Origin of the sequence: Vibrio sp. T11.5, assembly GCF_027587155.1 — a bacterium.
In the GTDB taxonomy this organism is placed as follows: Bacteria; Pseudomonadota; Gammaproteobacteria; order Enterobacterales; family Vibrionaceae; genus Vibrio; species Vibrio neptunius.
The window spans coordinates 183548-205379 of record NZ_JAPPTP010000003.1 but is presented as its reverse complement, the minus strand read 5'-3'; the positions used below and the strand labels follow the sequence as shown (position 1 = coordinate 205379).

The 21832-nt window shown below is 44.1% G+C and carries 16 protein-coding genes; 5 read left to right on the top strand and 11 right to left on the bottom strand.

What is annotated here, in order from left to right; genetic code table 11:
* Window positions 1-25 precede the first annotated feature (25 nt).
* From OH455_RS05460 to OH455_RS05435, 6 genes are all read right to left on the bottom strand, one after another.
* Window positions 26-637, bottom strand: a complete 612-nt coding sequence (locus tag OH455_RS05460) for a hypothetical protein (protein WP_269980626.1) — start codon at window positions 635-637, stop codon at window positions 26-28.
* Window positions 634-1740, bottom strand: a complete 1107-nt coding sequence (locus OH455_RS05455) for a peptidoglycan-binding protein (protein ID WP_269980695.1) — start codon at window positions 1738-1740, stop codon at window positions 634-636. The genes OH455_RS05460 and OH455_RS05455 overlap by 4 nt, the downstream gene beginning before the upstream one ends.
* A gap of 650 nt (window positions 1741-2390) precedes the next feature.
* The gene (locus OH455_RS05450) at window positions 2391-4379 is read right to left on the bottom strand and encodes an ATP-binding protein (protein WP_269980625.1); all 1989 of its coding nucleotides are present in this window, start codon (window positions 4377-4379) and stop codon (window positions 2391-2393) included.
* Between the two features lie 2 nt (window positions 4380-4381).
* Window positions 4382-5986 carry a carboxyl transferase domain-containing protein gene (locus OH455_RS05445; protein WP_045977169.1) on the bottom strand — a complete coding sequence of 535 codons (1605 nt, stop codon included), beginning with the start codon at window positions 5984-5986 and terminating at the stop codon, window positions 4382-4384.
* Window positions 5974-7167 (bottom strand): MFS transporter, encoded by a 1194-nt coding sequence (locus OH455_RS05440; RefSeq protein ID WP_206369607.1) that lies wholly within the window; start codon window positions 7165-7167, stop codon window positions 5974-5976. The genes OH455_RS05445 and OH455_RS05440 overlap by 13 nt, the downstream gene beginning before the upstream one ends.
* Window positions 7160-8383, bottom strand: coding sequence for an aminotransferase class I/II-fold pyridoxal phosphate-dependent enzyme (locus OH455_RS05435; RefSeq protein WP_269980624.1), 1224 nt, complete (start codon window positions 8381-8383; stop codon window positions 7160-7162). Before OH455_RS05435 ends, OH455_RS05440 begins: the two co-directional genes overlap by 8 nt.
* A 126-nt stretch (window positions 8384-8509) precedes the next feature.
* Between OH455_RS05435 and OH455_RS05430 the strand changes: the two genes are divergently transcribed.
* Window positions 8510-9406, top strand: coding sequence for a LysR substrate-binding domain-containing protein (locus OH455_RS05430; RefSeq protein WP_045977166.1), 897 nt, complete (start codon window positions 8510-8512; stop codon window positions 9404-9406).
* Window positions 9407-9510: 104 nt separating this feature from the next.
* Here OH455_RS05430 and OH455_RS05425 read toward each other — a convergent pair whose 3' ends face one another.
* Together OH455_RS05425 and OH455_RS05420 are read right to left on the bottom strand one after the other, a co-directional pair.
* Entirely contained in the window at window positions 9511-10107 is a 597-nt protein-coding gene (locus OH455_RS05425; RefSeq protein ID WP_269980623.1) for a hypothetical protein, read from the bottom strand.
* Between the two features lie 137 nt (window positions 10108-10244).
* A complete protein-coding gene (locus tag OH455_RS05420) occupies window positions 10245-11585 on the bottom strand; it encodes an aminotransferase-like domain-containing protein (protein WP_206369591.1) in 1341 nt (446 codons plus the stop codon).
* 590 nt (window positions 11586-12175) lie between these two features.
* Between OH455_RS05420 and OH455_RS05415 the strand changes: the two genes are divergently transcribed.
* Together OH455_RS05415 and OH455_RS05410 are read left to right on the top strand one after the other, a co-directional pair.
* Window positions 12176-13051: an NAD(P)-dependent oxidoreductase gene (locus OH455_RS05415; RefSeq protein WP_269980622.1), complete on the top strand. Its 876-nt coding sequence runs from the start codon at window positions 12176-12178 to the stop codon at window positions 13049-13051.
* Window positions 13052-13066: 15 nt separating this feature from the next.
* Window positions 13067-13849: a TSUP family transporter gene (locus tag OH455_RS05410; RefSeq protein WP_269980621.1), complete on the top strand. Its 783-nt coding sequence runs from the start codon at window positions 13067-13069 to the stop codon at window positions 13847-13849.
* Window positions 13850-14198: 349 nt separating this feature from the next.
* Here OH455_RS05410 and OH455_RS05405 read toward each other — a convergent pair whose 3' ends face one another.
* Window positions 14199-15590 carry a glycoside hydrolase family 1 protein gene (locus tag OH455_RS05405; protein ID WP_269980694.1) on the bottom strand — a complete coding sequence of 464 codons (1392 nt, stop codon included), beginning with the start codon at window positions 15588-15590 and terminating at the stop codon, window positions 14199-14201.
* Between the two features lie 139 nt (window positions 15591-15729).
* Here OH455_RS05405 and OH455_RS05400 point away from each other — a divergent pair, with 139 nt between their 5' ends.
* Both OH455_RS05400 and OH455_RS05395 read left to right on the top strand, forming a co-directional pair.
* Window positions 15730-16335 (top strand): class I SAM-dependent methyltransferase, encoded by a 606-nt coding sequence (locus OH455_RS05400; protein ID WP_269980620.1) that lies wholly within the window; start codon window positions 15730-15732, stop codon window positions 16333-16335.
* 121 nt (window positions 16336-16456) lie between these two features.
* Entirely contained in the window at window positions 16457-16882 is a 426-nt protein-coding gene (locus OH455_RS05395; RefSeq protein ID WP_269980619.1) for a universal stress protein, read from the top strand.
* Window positions 16883-16998: 116 nt separating this feature from the next.
* On the opposite strand, the gene OH455_RS05390 is transcribed toward OH455_RS05395, so the two are convergent.
* Both OH455_RS05390 and OH455_RS05385 read right to left on the bottom strand, forming a co-directional pair.
* Complete coding sequence (locus OH455_RS05390; protein WP_045977159.1) at window positions 16999-18129, bottom strand: RHS repeat-associated core domain-containing protein; 1131 nt, start codon at window positions 18127-18129, stop codon at window positions 16999-17001.
* Window positions 18119-21811 carry an RHS repeat domain-containing protein gene (locus tag OH455_RS05385; RefSeq protein ID WP_269980618.1) on the bottom strand — a complete coding sequence of 1231 codons (3693 nt, stop codon included), beginning with the start codon at window positions 21809-21811 and terminating at the stop codon, window positions 18119-18121. The genes OH455_RS05390 and OH455_RS05385 overlap by 11 nt, the downstream gene beginning before the upstream one ends.
* Window positions 21812-21832: the final 21 nt, after the last annotated feature.

Below are 21832 nucleotides of genomic sequence, written 5' to 3'. Positions count from 1 at the left end.
ATTGAAGTTAAATAAAATATGGCATTTATGGGCGTTGCCGTTCACCATAAATACGATTAAATTCAGGGCGATGAAACTCTGGCTCTGTAGGGTCTTGAGATTGTTCTGGGAACTTCTCATAAACTTCAGCTTTATCAAGAAGCAACCCAGAAGTAAGCACCTTTCCTTTCAATTCAGATTGTTTTTCACAGTACCCTAGAAATAATTTCTCGCCTTTGATTGAAGACATATCATACACACTAACAAGACATCCGTTATTAACCGAAGAGAGTAAATATTGATAATCATTGATATAAAAGTAGACCCAATGCCCTTGCACGTTAGGCCCTAAACGGACGTGGTAGGTCAAAAAACGCCCTCTTGGTGGCTTTTTATCACTTGGGAACTCTAACTCGACACTCCCCACATCTCCATAGCGGTATTTAACGTAGCCAATATCAGGGCTGTAATGTTGATAAGCGCACAAAGACGCTACTTTTCCATTTTCTAGTTGAGCATTAAAATAGATATCTTCATCATCTTGACAGAGTGTCCGATTCAAACGGTCATCTTCTTTAATGATCAATGGATGAGCATAAACTGTGGATACAAATACAACGTTAACAATTAGAGCCAATAATAACCTTCTCAACTTCATTCAAACACCTTAGCTTCCCATAGCTTGTTAAAATTATTCCTACGCAAACCATAACTATCAGTACCACGATTAACAATTTCCGTCACCGAGTTAATAGCGGAATCCTCTGCTCCAGCATCGGCTTTCAAATAGACTTTGTTGACCAACCAAAAATTCGCTGCCGAGCGTGTGGCATACTTAACCTCCAACAATATCTCCGGATGATTAACCGCATCGATAATATCATCAGGCCAGCGCGCTTGGTTAGCGGCATGCCATTCATTAAAAGCGGTATAATTGCCACGACCAGTTAACTGCTTTAACCCTCGACCTCTAAAGTTCCAACCGTCATCCGTTGTTAAGTAATCACCATTCTTTAAATCTCCCCTACTTCCGTACATAACGTTAAACAGCATGCGTTTATCATCTTCAGATGGTCTTGTGCCATCTTTTTTTACAAAAACTCCATTTTCCTTTCTATCAATACCTAGAACATCAATATATCGTTTGCCGGGATGAAGTTTATGATCTGCTGGATAGTATTTCTTTCTAGCTGTCTTGAACTGAGAGGTGTCTAATACAGTAGTCCGGTAATTGGTATATTCTGCCATATTCAACGTGGGCCCAGTTTCTTGCATTATCTGCGCAAAGAAATGAGTCCTACGCAAAGGGGTATCAAGCTTATAAAACTCAATATGGTCATTGAGCTCATCCACGATACCTTGCAACAGATTTTGCTTGCTACTGATTACCCTTGGGTACACTGCTTGTAGCATCTCAAGTGTAAACCTAAACGAATACTTCCACTCTTCAACAACGGCCTCATCTAAAGCAAGAATGGTATTTTTGTCGACAATCCCATCAACGCCGCCGAATAGGTAGCTTTTATGCGTGGTATGAGTCGGTTTATAGTGGGTTTGAAACTGTTTAACTGCACCTTCTGTCGCGCGGCCAAAATCGCCATCAGCGCCAGATTTCCCCAAGTCAAAACCCAATGCCATCAAGGCCTGTTGGATTTTCTTTATTTCTTCGGTATCACTAACGCCTTGTTTAACAGCATGAAAATTGCCTTCCGCCAACTGATTAAGAGGTTTTGACTCTTTCAATATTGAAGATTTCAACATCATTGTTTGTGTTGTTTGTCTGTTCTTGGCGAAAAACTGCAAATGAAGCTTATCTAAACTGTCTTTCGTACCATTTGCCTCGCGCTCGGCAAGAACGCGCTCTCTATTTTCAGCCCACCGCTGCCGATCTTTCGCGGTATAGGTTAATTCTGCTCTACGCTCTTTACGGTGACGTTGTGCTCTTTCTCGGGTGGTTTCTTGCCTTTCTTCTGGCTCATCTGGAAAAGATTTATAACGCATTTATAAGTTCGCTCACATAAGAAATGGAGCTAAATTGTATAAATATCGTTCAATTCGGTTTCAGGCTACACAACCATTATTATTATGATTTAACATTATTTATCACCCCATTCTCATTAGCTCGCTAGCAATTTACGACATAAAGAAGTTAGTAAGTTCAGGTCGTAAATTCACATAAATTCAGACATAAATTCAGGACACACACCTATCATTTAAATTCACGAGTAAATTCAGGACACACACCTATCATTGATGTGTCGAGTAAAGAATGGGGGTTAAAAAAGGCCGTCACAAAAACGGGTTCGATTATTTAAGGCAGAGAAGGGATTTAGGTAGAAAAAATCGCCTAGCTGCATACTAGGCGAAGATTCCGAATGTTGATTTGAAAGTGGCGATGCTCTTAACTGACTTTACATCGATTCCTGCAAACCATCCGCGATTTTAAGAATGGTGTCACCTTTGTTTACTATATCTCCTACACAACAGTGCATGTTAGATACGACGCCCTGTTTTTGAGCAAAAATCGTCGTTTCCATTTTCATGGCTTCTACGATGATGAGAGGTTTGCCAGCTTCCACATGCTGACCTTCTTCAACTAACACGGAGACAATCACGCCTGATATCTCTGACTTAGTGATGTCAGACTGGTTTTTCTGAGCACCGAATTCATGTTGTTTGCGCTGAATAGAGTATGACTCTCCTCCAACCTCAACAAAGTATCGACTTTGACTCTCTATAGCATGCCATTTCAACGCGCCAATATTACCCGTTTTGACCTCTTGTGCAGATGTACCTGACAGAGATACGTTAAAGACTTGCCCCTCGACCGCGACACGTGTTGAACGAAGATCTATCGATTGAATAAGTACTTCAAACTGTCCATCGTCGGTTTCTAACTCTACGCGGCCAATATGCTGCTCTCCCAAACCACGCGAAAGAGTAGAACCAGCGCTCTTTACCCAAGGCGTGTTTCTAATATCCTTCAACGATTCACTGAGATAAAGGTTAGCGGCGATAGCAAGCGCTGCATCAAGCCTGTCCCTTTTACACCCTTGTTTCAAAAAGACGGGGATCACATGCTGATCGACAAGGTCTGTGCTGACATCATTGCTCACAAAACTTGAGGCCTCTAATAGGTGTTTAAGAAACACAATGTTGGTGGTCACACCAATAATACTCGTTTCTTCGAGCGCAGTGATAAGCTCTTTCCTTGCTTTGTCTCTCGTAGCAGCATGACTGATTACTTTGCCAAACATGGGGTCATAATAACCAGAGATATTCCCTGATTGAGAAAATGCCCGTTCAACTCTCACTTTGGATGGCCAACGAACATACTTAACCGTCCCCGGTTCTGGCTGAAACTCTTTATATGGATTCTCTGCATACAACCTCGCCTGTATGGAGTGCCCATCGGTGCGTATTTGAGCTTGGTGGTAAGACAGCGGCTGATTCGCTGCGATACGAATTTGCAACTCGACTAAATCAATTCCAGTAACCTCTTCTGTTACCGTATGCTCAACCTGTAAGCGAGTGTTCATCTCCATGAAATAGAATTGTTTGCCATCAAAGATAAACTCAATCGTGCCTATACTGGTATACCTGATGTTTTCCATTGCTTCTACTGCGGCGGAAAGGTATTCCTGACGAACCTCCTCGCTAAGGTAAGAAACAGGGGCCTCTTCAATGATCTTTTGATGACGCCTCTGAATAGAACACTCTCTATCAAATAAATGAATAACATTTCCAAAATGGTCACATGCCACTTGGACCTCGATATGCCTCGGTGACTCTATGTACCTTTCGATAAGTAAACGCTCATCACCAAAAGCCGCTTTCGCCACCCGACAAGCCTCTTCAATGGCAGGCTCTAATGTGTGGCGGTCATAGACGATGGCCATACCTTTACCGCCACCGCCAAGTACGGGCTTCAGAATTAACGGATAGCCAATAGTCTCAGCATCAGAAATCAACTGAGCTTTGTCTGATGTCCCTGTAACAGAACCAGGTAAAACGGGCAATCCAGCACGAGCCATCACCTCTTTCGCCGTGGACTTATTTCCCATTAAACCAATCATTTCTGAAGTAGGTCCAATCAGTTTAATGCCTTTACTTTCAAGTGCTAAAGCAAAGTCTGCATTCTCAGATAGAAAACCATATCCTGGGTGCACAGCGTCGCAATCGCTATCGAGCGCTGCTTGCACCACTTTGTCTATGTTTAAGTAGGTTTCTAGCGCCGAGCTTCCCTCAAGATGAACACACTGAATGGCGTCGAGCAGATACTCACTATCGCCATCCTCATCAGAATGTATTCCGACGTATTCAATACCTAAGTCAAGGCAAGTTCTCGCAACTCTCTGTGCAATCTCACCTCTATTTGCAATTAAAATTCTTTTAAGCATGTTTACATCCTGAATATTCCAAAGTTGGTCTCTTCCATATCCTGATGTCTACAGAGAGACAAACAGGTGGCAAGCCAGTCACGAGTCTGGACCGGAGGGATAATGGCATCTGCGTTCATTCGAGCCCCAACATACATTGCAGAACCTTGTTTTTCATATGTATCGATGATCGGCTGCATGAATTGCTCTTGTTCGAGTTCGGTCATGCTCTCACCATTCCGCTGACGCTTTTCTTGCTCCATCATCAACATTACCTTAGCGGCTTGCACTCCCCCAACGACCGAAGTTTTAGCGTTTGGCCACATCGCCATAAAATCCGGTTCCATGGTTCTGCCGCACATAGCCAGGTTCCCAGCTCCGTAGCTTCCACCAACAATGAGGCTGATCGTTGGCACCCTTAAGCAAGAGATAGCGTTGACCATTTTAGCGCCATGCTTAGCAATGCCCTCAGCTTCGTACTCTTTGCCAACCATAAAACCATTGATGTTGTGAATAAAAACAATCGGCAGTTTGCGTTTGGCACAAATAGCCATAAAATTCGTCGCCTTTATCGCACTTTCTGAAAAGAGCACTCCGTCATTAATAATGATTCCAGCCGCATAGCCTCCTATGTGGCCTGTCCCACACACGATGCTTTTTCCATAGTTAGCTTTGTATTCAACTAATTTGCTGTCATCCAACAACCTAGCCAGTATTTCTCTCGCGATGATGGGCTTTTTGGGGTCCTTACTTAACAGGTACGGTATCTCTTCTAACGAGTAGAGGCTGTCCCTAGGAGCGATATCAGGGGCGCATTCTGGCTCATCTTGATGAGAACGACTGACAAGATCTCTCACTATCTGGAGCGCATGATCTTCATTTTCTGCATAGTGGTCAGCGACTCCACTCACCTCAGTGTGTAGTGTGGCACCACCGAGAGATTGAGCGTCAACTTCAACTCCCGTTGCTGCTTTCACCAGTTGTGGGCCCCCGAGGAAAATGGTGCCATTCCCTTTGGTAATAATGGTTTCATCACACATTGCTGGAATATAGGCGCCACCCGCAGTACAAGACCCAAGAACCGCTGAAATTTGGGCGATACCTAAACTGGACATTTCCGCGATGTTCTTGAATATTTTGCCAAAGTGATGCTCACTCGGGAATAAATCATCTTGAAGTGGAAGAAATACACCACCAGAATCGACCAAGTAAATACAGGGCAATTTGTGTTTGCGCGCAATACTTTGCATTCTAAGGTGTTTCTTCAAGGTAACTGGATAATAGGTTCCGCCTTTTACAGCAGAATCGTTGGCAAAAATGGCACATTTACGGCCGTTTATTACACCAACACCTGTCACTATTGCTGCGCTCGGGAGAGGTTGCTCATAGACTTTGTATCCTGCTATTTGCCCGATTTCAAAGAAGGAGGTTCCAACATCAATTACTTTTGATATCCGTTCCCGGGGAGAAAGCTTACCTCTAGAGCTTTGCTTTTCACGACTTGGCAACTCTAAAGCGAGTGACTCAGATTGGGCTTGATTAAACTTTTCTAGAATAGCTTGATAACCATCAAAGTTAACTTTGGCCTCTTCAGTTTTCGGATCTAATATTGAAACTAATTCAGACATGCTTTTTGCTCTTTATTCGTAAAACTAAGACCAAGAATCACTACTCCCATAATAGCAACCCAGTACACCCAGCTATGACTTTGTCCCGCACCAACCGCTAATGCCGCTGCTATTCCGGCCATTGATTGCTGTAGGAATCCACACAAAGCAATGCTATGCGCGCCATTGTGCGAAGATTGGCTTGCAGCAATGGACATGCTGTTTGGAAAAACGATAGCTTGTCCAAAAATAATGAGTAGATACAAACTAAGATAAGCAGCAATAAGGATTTGCATTGGAATTGCACTGCTGAACAACCAAACCCCCAGCATGATTATTGAGCCTAACATCATCAGATAGGCCCCCAGGTTCATTAACTTCTGACTGCCAACCTTGGTTACAAAATGTTTGACACAAAGAGAACCTAAGAAATACGCAACACCAATACTAAGGCCAAAGAAACCAAACATTTGGCTAGATAGCTGTAAGTCATGTGAAAATACAAATGGACTCACTTCTTGCAGCGTCACTATCGTGGCAAACCCAAGCCCTCCTTGAACGCAAGGGATCAGAAAACTTCGGTCATTTGCAATTTGAATATAACTTGCTCGCGATGTTGGTGAAGCTTGAGGCTTTTGTTCAGTCGATTGAAAAGGAATGAACATAATCACGACCAATGCTCCGACAGCTATCACCGACAATAATATGAAGCCAAACCGCCAATCGCTATACTCAGTTAATATCGAACCGATAAACTGCCCGATACCTAACGCAGCAATGAAGGCCATCGAAAGCAGCGAGAGTTTCTGCGTCAACTCATCTCCGCTCCAGTTATCTCTTACCAAGATCCTGGCAATGATTGCAGCACCACCCGCTCCCATCCCTTGGATTACTCTCGCGACCAGTAAGCTCTCGATTGTTTGTGCAAAATAGAGATATAAACTCGCTCCAATAAACACACTTAAAGCCATCACCAAGGATCTATCTCGCCCATATTTTTCTGCAGCATGCCCCCAGTAAATAACGGGTAAAGCCGCTCCAATCACAAAAAGTGAAATGGATAATTCAGCATAATGGCGACTTATGGAAAGTTCGCTTGCGACCTCAGGCAAAGCTGGCAAATACAAAGTGGTCGACATCTGTGCCATCAGCACTAACGTACAAGCTAAAACCAGTACGAGACGATTACCTGCTCTACGCATCATGCACTCCATGCTTTTGCTTGAGTTGATTCAATCTAATGGCGAACTCTTGAATATCTTTATCTTGCATATTTGAGCGCAACATGATTCTTAGACCCGCCTTACCTCTCGCGATGACTGGGAAGAATATCGCTGAAGTGTAAAAGCCCGAACTAAATAGCTCTCTGGCTATATTGATGGTCGCTTGCTCGTCTCCCAAAGAAACAAATCGGATAGGCAATCCATCACCTTTGGCTCGGGTCGTTACCAACTCGTCAAACAATTCAACTTTACGCATTAGCGTCGTTTGTAATCGATTAATTGTTCCATCCTGATGCAACTCAGTCGAAGCAATAATAGCGCCAAGGCCCGCCGTATTAATTCGCTGTGACCAAGTGATCGGCCCACCATATCTGGCTAAAAGGTTCCTGACTTTATTGTCCTTGTGTTGACGAAAGAACACGGCACCACCCGATGCACCAAAGCCTTTATTTAGAGATGCGATGAGCAACGTCTGATCATTAAGTTCATCGACTTCACTCAAAACCATGCCTACTCCATTATGACCAGTGGTAGAAAGGCCGTGAGCTTCGTCAATCAGCAGAAATAGCCCGTATTGACTTTGCAGTTCTAGTAACCTCTTTATCGGTGCCGCTCCACCTGTGCTGTATATAGAATCAGCGACAAACGCGACTTGTTGGTGCTGCTTACAAATATCCTCCAATGCACACATGTCGTTATGCTCAATCGTGATGACTTTTGTTTCATCAGCACAAATGGGTTTCATGTAATTCAGACAAAAGTGCGCATGCTTATCAAAAACCATGACCGGGGGGGTATTATTGGTAAGGGCACCAGATGAGAGTAATGGTAATACTGCGGCGGCGGCCGCTGCGCAAGAAGGCAGTGTGAACACGTCACTACTTGTTAGTTCACCTAATTGGCACTCTGCTTGGTTAAGTATTTCGTATTGAACACGAATGCGTGAAGTCGAAGAATTTAATGCCCCTGTCGACTGAATACCGTCAATTGCACCTTGTATAATTGCAGGATGGCTATCCAAACCAAGATAAGAGTACGAGGACATATTTACAAACTGCTCGCCTCCGGGAACTGTCAAGTGCTCACCATTTCCCATATTCTTACTGATAATATTAGCAAGGCCATTATTGCTGGTTGTATCCCAAAAACCTTCGCTTATATCTATTGATTTTTTTATATTTGTATACTTATTCAAAACTATTCCTTGTTATGCGAGCCTAATTGATAAAAAAAACATATTTCAATGATACTTTTATATATTTGTAAATTTATGTTAACCTGACAAGCAATTCTTTATTGCCGTTAGTTAAGGCCTTCTTAATTGAAAAGACAGAATCTTCCTCTCCAAGGTTTACATTATTTTTATCGAGCGGCAGCTTTAGGGAGCTTCAAATTAGCAGCAAAAGAACTCTTCGTTTCTCCAGCTGCAGTAAGTCAGCAAATAAGACAACTCGAAGCTAGCGTAGACACTTGCCTGTTCCACCGTCATCACAGGAAAATTGAACTCACCCCTTATGGGGAAAGTCTTTACAAACAGGTCAAGAAAGGATTTAACCACCTAGAATCTGGTCTGGATGAACTGGTTGATGACCCATACCCAAACAAGCTCGCGATATCAACACCTAGCTCTTTTGCTCATCATTGGCTAATTCCAAGATTACAAGGATTCAGAGAGCGGCACCCTGATATCAATATTCTAGTTGAACCAACCAACCGTCTCTCTCAACCCACTGACAATAGTATCGATTTATGCGTACGTTTCGGTTCTGGTCAATATACTGGAATGCATTGTGAATGGTTGATGAAAGACATTATATATCCTGTATGCCACCCTTATTATCAAGAAAAGTATGGCATATACAGCATCGATGATTTGAATAATGGTGTGCTAATAGAAGATATTTATACAGATATGAGTTGGAAGACTTGGCTGGAATTAAATGACAAAAAACCCATTAATCCTTCGATTTTATTTGATGGTTCTCAATTTGTGGTAGAAAGTGCCCTAGCAATGCAAGGAATAGGATTAATAAAACACAGCCTAGTTAATAGATATATCAAAAATAAAACTTTAGTTAGAATTGGAGAGAGTTTTACCGAGCTATCTTTCTCATATTTTATATGTTTACCTGAAAAGAACTTGAAAAGACCCAAAGTGACATTGTTTATTGATTGGTTAAAGGAGCAAGTCAACAGTGATTTTCCAACAGAAACATAGTTCTTAGACAACAAATTAATCACACTCGGTAAATCGATAATCTTTCTCTTTACGGGTGTATTTTGGGGATTTGTTGACTATTACACGCCCCCGATTAGCCACCTTTATGCAATCTGCTCAATTCTGCACTTTTGGCACAGAGGGTAACTAGTAACCAATTCTGAAATCTGCAATTTCATTTGAGCAAAGGAAGTACCATACAAGTAGAAAGCAGTTTCCTTTGGCCCTTGCCAGTAACTATAGACTTTACCATGACCATAAGTTAAACGATCCAACTCGCTGTAGACGTAGTTAGAGTCGCTGTTTGCATATACTTCGGGATCTAGGTCTGTACCATTTAAGTAAATTGCTAAACCTTCTAAAGTACCGAACTCACGCTCCGAGTTAGTGGTTTCAATCTTTAATTTAGAGCCTTTGGGTATTCCTATATTTTCGAGCGAAGACCTGATGACTTCAACCGTTTCTCTACTTGAGTTGTTAACCTGAATTACTACATCACAATGCTCGATTTCCCCAGACTGAGATTGAAGTGTGCCACCGCCAGAAACTTCACCGATTGAGTTTTTCGACAAAATTTCATCAAGAGGATCTTCGTATATTTCAGCTCTGTGCATTGGTTGTATTCGAGCATTTATCGTGGCCACGATATATTCGGGCTCAGGTTCTGGCCTGCTGCCCTTTTTCTTGAACAATCCGAACATCAATCTCCTTTTATGGCCAAATGGCTTACAGTAAGTTAGAACACACCAAAAGAGCTACAGGCGCTTTTGTGAGGTGATCGCTACGCCTCTCACACTCCGTAACCTAGAAAGCGTGGATTCTGATGGACTACAACTGATCAGAAAGGCATAAAGGCATTTGGACTGGCATTCAGAAGATCACGAATTTGTTTGAGCCCTTCAATCAATTTTCTCTCTTGACTGATTGAGGTAAGTGAAAGCCTGATATGTTGAGTGCTTGAGCCATCCACACTGAAATAGCTGCCACTGGTGACAATTAATCCGCGATTCTTGGCTTCCATGGTAAACCTATCTTGCTGCCAATGCTCGGGTAAAGATAACCACATATGGTAGCCAGTAGATTGCACGCCATTCAATGAAAAAATCTCACGAGCGATTTTTTGTCGGCTCGACGCCATGTCTCTTTGGTTCGAGGCGAGAGTGAAAGCTTCACCCGACTCGATAAGCAGTGTCGCGGCAATGTAGTTGATAGGCGATGACAACCAGATATTGGCTCGTATGTGGGCATTGAGCCGTGCGATCTGACTAGCCGGTGCTTTAATAAACCCGCACCGCATTGCAGGGCTAATCGCTTTAGACAAAGCGGTGACATGAAATGTGTAATCTGGTGCAAAGTTGGCAATAGGGGGGATGGGGTGTTCATCTAAGAAGCAATAGATGTCATCTTCTACCAACCAAACTTGATGCTCATTGATGATCTGAGCGATTTCTTTTTTTCTCACTTCAGGCATCGACACACCTGTGGGGTTCTGATGGCATGGAATGACAATCACGAGAGAGGGTGAATATTGTTGAATCGCACTATCCAGTGATGATGGAGATAGGCCATGTTCGTCTAAGTCAACGCCGACAACGTTGCGGTTAGATAAATTGGCAATGGCCAATATTCCTGGATAAGTGAGGGATTCAACCAAAATGGTGTCACCAGGCTCAGTTAGCGTTTCTACTAATAAAGAGAGAGCATGTTGAGCCCCATTGGTCAATACAGTGTTATCGATACTACCGCCTTCCAGACCATACTGTTGAGCCCACTTGACGGCCGCTTGTCGGTGTTTTTCATGTCCCGAATCCTCACAATATCCAATCAAAGTTTCAGTGAGATGATCAGACGCTTGTCGATAGGCGCTCTTAATCGCAGGAATGTTCTTGTGTAAGCACGGCTGTAGCAGAGAGAAATTGTAATTGGTGTCTTCATGGACCACTTGAATAGCTTCATTCAGATCAGAGTGAGCAGCAACAAACGTACCTTTACCAACAAACGATTCAAGCCGACCTTTGTCACTAAGCAACTTATAGGCTTTAGCGACCGTCGCTGGAGTCGTTTTAAGCTCATCAGCTAACTGTCGATGGGTCGGTAGCTTAGTGTTGGCCGTGTATTCGCCACTATTAATCTTTTCTTCAATAGCGTCAGCAATACGTACGAATTTGTTGTTATTCAATCGACTTCTCCTTAATTATCCTCTTCGATTATAAAGCATAACTATGTCTATTCGCTATGGAATTGAGCAGTTAATGATGTCATTTTTAAATTGACATATGTCAATCCAACAAATAACATGCATCAAAGTGATAAGAAGATTACATAACACTAAAAACAATGCTCAATGAGGAAGCTCAGATTCACTCATTACCCCGTGTAACGAAGAGGCCTATGCCCTATGAATCTGACCATAAAATACCATCAATGAACCTTAGATGAAGACTTTTCATAATTGAATATGAAAGGTTGGTAGATAAGTACGGTTAAACACCTCGTGCCCACGGGATGATTGCAGAAATCGCCATTAGTCAATGATACAAAATTGACATATTTCAATCTAAGGGCATTGAAATATTATCTGATCAAAGTGAGAACCGTGGAGACCTTAAACGCCATTTGGTCTATTAACGCGTGGGCTACAGCAGAGAGAGGGGGTATCCACATCAAAATAGCACTGATCGTTGGTGAGTGAATTTGTAATAAGTTCGCTTGTTCAAATATTGCCGTACGGAAATTGAAAGCAAATAGCAAAGGACTAAGGAGAACGCTATGAAAAACAATGTTGCCTTTATTGGATTAGGTGTCATGGGCTACCCAATGGCAGGACACCTTTCTAGTCATGGCTACCCAACCAAAGTTTACAATCGCACAACGAAAAAGGCTCATGACTGGGCGAAAGACTATCACGGTGAGGTTTGTTCATCGCCTGGGGCCGCGGCTCAAGATTGTGATTTGGTATTTGTTTGTGTAGGAAATGATGATGACGTTCGCAGCGTGGTTTACGGTGAGACGGGTCTTATCGACAATATGAAACCTGGAAGTATCTTGGTCGACCATACCACCACATCCGCCGAATTGGCGATTGAACTCGGTGTGGCCTGCAAACAAAAAGGGATCGCATTCATTGATGCCCCTGTGTCTGGTGGGCAAGCGGGGGCTGAAAATGGTGCTCTGACTATCATGTGTGGTGGTCAAAATGAAATGTATGAGCAGGCAGCGCCTGTGATGAGCGTTTATGGAAAACAATCCAAGTTGATGGGAGGAAACGGCCAAGGTCAACGTTCAAAAATGGTCAATCAGATCTGTATTGCTGGCGTTTTGAAAGGCTTGAGTGAAGGGCTGACGTTGGCAAAACATGCTGGCTTAGATATCGATGACCTTGTGGATGTCTTGAAGCATGGGGCGGCAGGTTCTTGGCAGATGGAGAATCGTTCCTCAACGATGTCTAGAGATGAATTTGATTTTGGGTTCGCGATTGATTGGATGCGCAAAGATTTAGGCATTTGTATCGACGAAAGCCAAAGGTTAGGGATAGATTTGCCACTCACGATCAAAGTAGATAGTGAATATCGTGAGCTACAGAACCACGGATACGGTCGTATGGACACCTCTGTACTCATCAAAACCTATCAAGAGTCATCATAAAAGGAGCAACACAGCGTGGAATTTCTAGGAAGCGATATTACATTTTGGATTCTGGTTGCACTGATGGTGTCTGCATTTGCTGCAGGGTTTATTGATTCGGTTGCCGGTGGAGGCGGTCTGATTTTGGTTCCTTCTTTCATTCTTGCCGGCCTACCGCCACACATTGCGCTGGGACAAGAGAAGATTGTCAGCACCATTGGTACCATTGCGGCGATCCGTAATTTCGTCAGAAATAAATGCGTGATCTGGACAGCGGTAGCAACGGGTATACCTGCGGGTTTAGTGGGGGCCTATGCGGGTGCGGAAGCAATACTTTATTTCGATCCTGATACGATCGGCAAGATCATACTCGCCATGCTTCCGTTTGGTATTGTGTTATCTTTCATTCCCAAAAAGAGCAAAGAACACGATACGAGTGCGCCCATCAATCGATACGTCATCTTGTTTGGTGTCCCTGCTGCCGTATTTGTGATTGGATTTTACGATGGTTTCTTCGGGCCGGGAACTGGAAGCTTTCTGATCCTTGCACTGCATTACTTGCTCAAGTTCGATTTGGTTTCCGCTTCAGCGACGTCAAAGTTATTTAATTTTGCTTCGAATATAGGCGCACTGATCGCCTTCATGTTAGCGGGGAGTGTTATGTACGCATTGGCCGTCCCATTAGTGGTCATGAACTTGTTTGGTAACCACGTTGGTAGCGCTTCGGCAATGAAGTATGGTCCAAAACTCATTCAACGAACGATATCCATCTCTCTGAGCCTGTTGATGATCTCATTAGGCTATAAGTTCATTTTCTAACGGGTATCCCTGTTTACGCTTTGGCCCTTTATGTCAATCGACGTAAGGGGCTTTTTAAATGCATAAGAAGCATCAATATGAGGCAAGGTCGGTCTCAAATTTTGACTATTTGAGAAATAGAAACTAGAAATTCATAGAAATTCAGGACACACACCAAGAAGACTTCAAGGGATGGCCATCTCTGGTTCTGAATGGAACAGAGCCGATCTAGGCCAACCAGCAATTCTAATCACCTCAAGGAAACGAAACCGATAGATTGTATTCAGACTAATTCACATAAAGCGACTTGCGCCGAGTATGAGCCTATCGCAAGACGCCAGCAATCAAGGAGCCAGATGGCTCGTTGACTTCAAGATTTTAGCGATGCTCCATGAGTGCGGATAACATCCTGATACCAGAAAAAGCTTTTCTTGCGCTTACGCTCTAATGTGCCACTGCCATCATCATGACGATCAACATAAATGTAGCCGTAGCGCTTACTCATTTCCGCAGTGGAATTGGCAACCAGATCGATAGGGCCCCAACTGGTGAAACCCATCAGCTCCACTCCATCCAATATGGCTTCTCTGGCCTGAACCAAGTGGTCATTGAGATAGGCAATGCGATAATCATCTTCTATCTCACCATCAGCGTTGATTTCATCGCGCGCCCCAAGTCCATTTTCAACTATGAATAGCGGCTTCTGATAGCGGTCATAAAGAAAGTTAAGCAAGATGCGTAGCCCTTTCGGATCAATCAACCAACCCCACTGACTTTTCTCTAAATACGGATTGGGCACGCTGTCGACAATGTTACCGACCTCTTTCTGCTTGGGATCCGCACTGGCACAGCCACTCGCATAATAACTGAATGAAATGAAGTCAACGCTGGCGCTCGCCAATTCCTCTATATCACCCGGCTGCATGTCAATATCAATCCCTTTTTCACGGAAATAACGAAGCATGTAACCTGGGTAACGACCGCGAGTCTGGACATCACCAAAAAACAGCCATTTGTTATTTTCCTGCATCGCCGCGATGACATCATCGGGATTACAGGTATACGGATAATTAAGCGCACCAAGCAACATGTTACCTATCTTGGCATCTGGAATAATCTCATGACATAGTTTCACCGCTTTTGCATTAGCGACAAGCTGATGATGGATTGCCTGATAAATGGCCTGCTCACTAGCCTCTTCAGCCAAGCCCACACCGGTAAACGGCGCGTGAAGAGACATGTTGATTTCATTGAACGTCAGCCACAGTTTGACCTTGTTCTGATAGCGTTCAAACACGGTACGAGCATAGCGCTCAAAGAAGCTAATCAGTTCACGGCTTGCCCAACCGCCATAGTTTTCTACCAACGCGTAAGGCATCTCATAATGAGACAAGGTGACAAAAGGCGTAATATCATGTTTCGCTAATTCGTCGAAGATACGATCATAATACGCCAAGCCTTCTTCATTGGGTTCAGATTCATCGCCATTCGGGAATATACGCGTCCAAGCAATGGACAACCTCAGACAGTTGAACCCCATTTCATTGAATAGAGCAATATCTTCTGGATAACGCTGGTAAAAATCTATCGCCAGATCTTTAATACCTTCGGTGCGTTGTTGGCGCGTCTGGTGCGGACTGAGAATCCCATTGGGCAACATGTCGGACGTCGACAGCCCTTTACCATCAAGATCAAAACTGCCTTCCACCTGATTGGCCGCAATCGCGCCACCCCACAGAAAATGCTTAGGAAAAGTTGTCATCATATTCTCTCTCACTTCGAGTCTGAACTGAGTGTAACTCACATTTTAGGAACAAAATGAGGCTGAGGTGTGAGATAGTTATTTCCTAGTTTTTTCCGTTCACGCACACTACAACCCTTCCCTCCGATAGCAGTGAACAATGGATAAGAACAGCGAAACTTGGCACCAATACTACCAAAAGGTACTGACCAAAAAGCACTCATCAAAAACTGAGAACGCACACCAAATCAACCGTTCTGGCTGTAAAGTTGCGATTGACTGTGGCTGTGGTACGGGCAGCGACATCGCCTACCTAGCGCAGCAAGGCTATCAGGTGTATGGTTTTGATAATAATGAAGACGCTATTGGCCTCTGCCGCGATCGATTCGCAGACCAGCCTTCGATTAATATCTCACTCTCCACATTTGAAACGTTCCGTTACCCACAAGCTGGAGTGGTTCTGGCACACAACAGCCTGTTCTTTGCTGAACCGGAGGCGTTTCCTGACACGTGGCAATCCATCAGTAACAGCCTAAAAATTGGCGGCGTATTTAGCGGTGATTTCATGGGTGAAAAAGACTCTTGGGCTCATGGATTCCGTATAGCAACTACACCACTGACGAAACCACAGGTGGAAGCTTTGTTCAAAGATTTCGATATTATCCAGTTCCAAGAGCGCGATGAATCAGGAAAGACAGCACTGGGACGAATCAAGCATTGGCATACCTTTTCTGTTTTAGCGGTCAAGAAACCCGCCTCTAACTAATTAGAACAATATCCTTATGTTCAACCAATGCAATTTGTAGCATTTCCGCGATCTCTTAGACAAAATTTTTCAGCGATTCGCTCTATGATGAAATGAGTCAGTTCAATAAGAGGACATGGTAATGAAATATCGACATATTCTGGTCGCGCTGGAGCTGTCGGAAGAGAGCAATGTGTTGCTTGAAAGAGCGGTATTTATGGCTAAGCAGCATGACGCGGAGATATCGCTCATCCACATTGATGGCACCCATGGAGAAATCTATCCGGAGCTGGTCGACATTCAGGCTGACACCAGCGTCAGACCACTCAACGAACACTCGATGGAATGGTTGCGCGCATTCCAAGCCAAGCTAGATTTTCCTGTGAAGCATTTTTTAGTCGGGACTGGCGATCTGGGCGATAAGCTCAATGACACCATTGAGGAAAACCGTGTCGACTTGCTGATATGTGGCCACCATCAGGACTTCTGGAGTAAGATCATTTCTTATTCGAGACACCTGATCAACAAATCTCCTGTCGACATTCTGGTTGTGCCAATTCCAAACTAATACAGCGAGTAAAAAATCAAAAAAGCCATCCTTGCGGATGGCTTCGTCATTTTATGTTACAGCTAAACTAACGCTTGTTGATTTAGTGAACGACATTGCCTTTTGCATCTTGTCGATTAGGATAGAGGCAATTGGCGTATCATTCTTTGCACATCACTGCCATATTTTATGCGCTGGCGGGTTTCTTCCAGAGAATATAGCTGAGTCTTTCTCGCTTCAGGGTTTGAACTTCTGCCCTCTGTCACCATACTCTCGTTCGATGATTTCTCGCTGTCTAGTCTTCCGGGGATAGTTTTGACCGTCGACCAGCCAATACTGCCAATAGAGCGAGCTGTCATAATGCCTTGATAAATGGTGTAACCACGAGCGCCTACTTTGACTTGACCGAGCAGAATCTTAGTAAAACCACCGTGAATCGGGGGGGGCGTATAAGTCATGGTTTTGCCGCCTTGTACCATTTTGGTGACAATAACTTGACCTTCTGAACTGCCAATTCTCATCGCAGGATTGGTTTTACGCGCCCAGTCAAGGTTGTACTCAGCTGACGGGCTAATCTTGTTCCACAGCCGAGAGCCTAGCCCTGGCTGAGTGACATCTTCCAAAGCACCGCCAGCTCTTACCCAACGTAAGTTTTGTACTGACTTGAAAGCTGAGTAGCCACCACTGACCACGCCAATAATGTCAAATGGAATAGTAGCGATATCAAGTTTACGAGAGATGTCGCCATCATCAATGATGCCTGATGCAATCTGGAGCGCACCACTGGTCATTCCCGCAATACCGCCAATGATGCCAGCAGCAAGAACCAAACTTGAGCCTCCGGTCGGAGCAGCCAGTGCAATCCCCACAATACCCGCTATAACGCCGAACGCACCAAACAAAATCTTACTGATATTCAAATGACCACTTGGGTCCGTAAAGTTGAGTGGATCGTTATGACAGTAGACATAAGCATTGTGAACGCCCTCACTAAATGGCGCTAAACTGTCCGGGGCGTTAAAACGCATTAACTTAGGTTGGTAGACTCGATAGCCTTGGCCTAAGTGGTAACCTTCGAGTACCGGGTCCAGCCATTCGCCGTTAAAGCCTAAGTGCGATGGCGAGACCGTCATAGATTGCGCCATTGCAAGACGCACAGAGGTTGGCAGTAGTGAAATGCCACCAGCCACCGCACTGGTTTGGCCAATTTTAATCAGAAACTCACGACGATTAAGCGGAGTAATGAATACTGAATCTTTATTGCTCATTGTTATTTACCACCTGTTCGCGTTGACCATATGGAGAGTAGCGGTACATTGCATCCGTTTGACCCGCGGTGTTAGAAGCAATGACAGAACCGTTTTGATCGGTGGCTATCATAGAGACAACAGAGTCTTGTTCTGACCATTTCGGCACACCATCATCGTAGATGTAGTGGGTTACGCGGCCATTGTCTTCAATAGACGCGATGTCACTCCACAAATACTCAAACTGGCGACTCTCGGTATCAGAGTACTGCCCAATTAGACGATCATTGCTGTCGTAGGTGTACATCCATTCCGTGTTATCAGACAGCACGCTGGTAAGTTTGTCGAAGTGGTCGTAACTTAGCGCTCGCCCTTCTGCATCCTCAATCATGTTGCCATTCTGGTCATACTTGAGTACGGTTTGGCTCGGAAGCTGAGGGTGCGTGTGGGTGATGCGTGTTAACTGTGTTGGATCATCTGCTTCGTAGTAGTAATCTGCGAGGTCTTGAGAATCGTTGGTGACACAACGCTGAGTCAGCATATTACCGAGGTCATCGTAATCCCATTCAAGGAATAAGATTGGTTCACCCCAATCGCTGAGTGGGCCAGTACCTAAAAACTCAACGCGCTTAAGTTGTGAGAGTGAATCATAGGTGTACGTCTCTGTTACATTGCCCAAGGTCGCACACTCTTTTTCTCGGCAACGAAGTAAACCAAGTTCGTTGTAGTCTTGAGACTGCTCAAAGATGTAAACGTCGTTGAGTGCGACAGCACGGTTCACTTCTCGACTGTATTCGTCCCATTCAATCTCGGTAATTTGAGTGTGACTACCCGATGTCAATTGCTCTAAAGTGATACGATCAAATTGATCATATTCGTATTCAACAGTAGCGTTATCTGTACTTAATTTGACTAATCGGCCAAGCTCATCATAACCAAACTGACGTCTGTCTCGCGTGCTTTGAATCGAGGTAAGCACACCACCTTTTGAGTAAATGTACTGGCGGATGTTGCCGTCATGCTGCTCAAACTCTGGTAAACCCGTCACAGAATATGTAATCGAGCTTCGACTCCCGTTGCTATCTTCACTGCCTGTTGGTAGGCCGGAGACGGGATCATATTGGTATGTTGTTGACTGGTCTCCAGACTGTTTCTCGTTGAGAACACCTAACTGTGCATCGCGACTAAAACGTCTTGTTGGAGCGGATAAGCTGGTTTCTGTCTGCGGAATATTACTGCTATCGGTATAGGTCCAAGCTAAAGAGGCTTGGCTACTGGCACCCCGACGAAGTTCAAGAGGTCGCCCCAAACCATCAAGATCACGCTGCCCAACTATCTGTGAACCTATTTTTAACTGAGTGACTTGCGTTTGATCGGTATGTACCGCGTAGGTAATTTGCTGAGTCACATGGTTAGCTTGAGTAATATGAACAGCACGATCAAACTTGTCGTATTGATAGCTTTTCGATTGACTAGCAGGATCAGTTTCTTTCTTAAGTCGGCCCCAAGCATCGTATTCATAATGCCAAACGCGATCACCTTGTTGCTTTCTATCTTCTAACCCCCAGTTGTTCAGATCACTGACTGTTAGCGCTAACCCCTCAATACCTTGTGTTTTTTGGCGGCTAGCTAGATTGTTAAACGCGATATGACGATTACCATTCGGAAGCGTGGTTGCTTTAATCTGCCCCCAATCATCGTATTCATATGTTTCTGTCTGAGTGACAGAAATCGTACGCGCCTTTTTATCGGGCAGATCGTCAAAAGTGCTCTTGCTGGCTAAGCGTCCGAATTCGTCATACTCTTTTTTCCAAGTGGTTGTAGTGCCGAGCTTCGCTTCTAACTCTCTGCCTTGCCCATCCCAACTCTGTTCGCACAAATTGCCCTTGCAGTCTGTGAGCACCATGGTTTGCCTAGCTTGGGTGGTATCCACTAGATATTGGTATGAACGTGCAGCACTACCATCAATGCGTTCGCTTTTTGTCCGACGTAACGAGTCATATTCAAAACTACAACGAACACCATCCGCGTCTACATGATGAGCAATTTCGCCGATATCGAGATAGTGGCTAACAACCACATTAATTTTTGTATTGTCGTGACATACCAGTTCCTCATGTTCTTCAACCGTGTCACCCTCCAAAACATAGTGATAGCTTGAAGTCTTGGCATAGGTACCATCTGCATGAATGAAATCGTTTTGGATGGAAGCTAGTCGACCCAAAGAAAATGTCTCACTGTTATTCTCGTGGTAGCGGTAATGGCTTTGGTAGCGATCATGAGCATTTTCCAAGCGCAGCACGACATCCTTTTGATTGTTGAGACCTGCAACCTCTCCGTACTCATAAGAAATCTTACGTTGTTCAGAACCATTGCTCAGAGTACGAGATTTGACAAAGTTCACCATGCCAGAAGGAGAGGCTGGACAGCCTGGCTCACCTTGTGATGAATAGTACTCATAATACTCAGCAATGTTGTTTTCATCGATAAAAGACAGCATGTTACCGTACTGATCGTATTGCCAATGGCGAGTTTGTAGATGACTATCTTCACCCGATGACCAAGTTTGCTCTTCTTGATTGATTAGCGCGTATTGAGCAGGCTGATTGGCAAAATCCTCGTTGTCACGAGCTGGATAGCCAAGCTTCTTGAGGTGGACAATTTTGTCGTTTATCAGGCGAGCTTCTTCAACCAACAAGTGGAATTGGTTATACGTTTGAATGGTCTTGATCGTACCGCTTTCCACTTTTTGTACTCGGTATGAGTATTCGATTCCACGTTCAAGTAAGTTATCAACCCCTTCACCTAAACTACCGCCAGGCACGTTGTAGCCCATAAAGTTTCGGCTATCGGAATTCACGCTGCCATAGTGAGTCTCAATAATGGGGGAGTTTCTCGTTAAAACACGATGAGAAGTGACCGCTGGGAGGTAAGTGTTGGTGTTTACTCTTATTCCATTGGCGTCATAAGCCAGTTGCTCAAGCATTCCACAAGGGTGGGTAACACTCTGAATTAGGTTATAGGACCCTAACGTTTTGTAACCAAAGTCATAACTACCCGCATCTTCAGATAATTGGCATTGAACGAGATTGTTATTGTTTAGGACAAGTCTGAAATATGCTTCGTGAGCACTGCCGATATTCGTAAAAACATTCACTCTGCTCGGATCAACGTGAACGATAAGCAAAAGTGGTTGGCTTTCTGATGTGCGATCATCCCAGACTTTATTCAGACGTTTTTCTTGACCGATGTTTAACCAGGAAAAATGCAGAGCATGGCCATCACTTTGGATGACTTTAATCAGATTACCGTGATCATCTAAGATGTCTTTGCGACCATTTCGATAGGTAATCTCATAGCCACTAGCGTCACCTTTCACTGAGAAGTCGAGCAATTTCTTATAGCGAAGATCAAGTTTGTAGTTCGCGCCCAATTCAGCTCGGTAAGACTGTCCATTCGCAAGATGCAGTTGTTTATTTTTAAGATCGTATCTTGGAATGTTTAACTGCCAACCTATACCGAAACCTAGGTTATCCCGCGAGTAGGGTGAAAACTGCAGAGCGATATCAAGGTTAGGGCCTTTTAGCCAATTGCCGACTAAGGATCCTAAAAGAATTTGATAGGAGTAGCTTCTTGTTCTTTGGTCTACGCCCCCTGAACAATAACTATCAAAATTAAATGCATTTGAAGTCCAATTAGACATAGTGCCTCCTTTAAGGCGAAA

Bases quoted from the DNA above. Each gene is read 5' to 3' on its own strand.
- OH455_RS05460 (WP_269980626.1), bottom strand. From the start codon at position 637: ATGAAGTTGAGAAGGTTATTATTGGCTCTAATTGTTAACGTTGTATTT.
- OH455_RS05455 (WP_269980695.1), bottom strand. From the start codon at position 1,740: ATGTTGAAATCTTCAATATTGAAAGAGTCAAAACCTCTTAATCAGTTG.
- OH455_RS05450 (WP_269980625.1), bottom strand. From the start codon at position 4,379: ATGCTTAAAAGAATTTTAATTGCAAATAGAGGTGAGATTGCACAGAGA.
- OH455_RS05445 (WP_045977169.1), bottom strand. From the start codon at position 5,986: ATGTCTGAATTAGTTTCAATATTAGATCCGAAAACTGAAGAGGCCAAA.
- OH455_RS05440 (WP_206369607.1), bottom strand. From the start codon at position 7,167: ATGCGTAGAGCAGGTAATCGTCTCGTACTGGTTTTAGCTTGTACGTTA.
- OH455_RS05425 (WP_269980623.1), bottom strand. From the start codon at position 10,107: ATGTTCGGATTGTTCAAGAAAAAGGGCAGCAGGCCAGAACCTGAGCCC.
- OH455_RS05415 (WP_269980622.1), top strand. From the start codon at position 12,176: ATGAAAAACAATGTTGCCTTTATTGGATTAGGTGTCATGGGCTACCCA.
- OH455_RS05405 (WP_269980694.1), bottom strand. From the start codon at position 15,590: ATGACAACTTTTCCTAAGCATTTTCTGTGGGGTGGCGCGATTGCGGCC.
- OH455_RS05400 (WP_269980620.1), top strand. From the start codon at position 15,730: ATGGATAAGAACAGCGAAACTTGGCACCAATACTACCAAAAGGTACTG.
- OH455_RS05395 (WP_269980619.1), top strand. From the start codon at position 16,457: ATGAAATATCGACATATTCTGGTCGCGCTGGAGCTGTCGGAAGAGAGC.
- OH455_RS05390 (WP_045977159.1), bottom strand. From the start codon at position 18,129: ATGAGCAATAAAGATTCAGTATTCATTACTCCGCTTAATCGTCGTGAG.
- OH455_RS05385 (WP_269980618.1), bottom strand. From the start codon at position 21,811: ATGTCTAATTGGACTTCAAATGCATTTAATTTTGATAGTTATTGTTCA.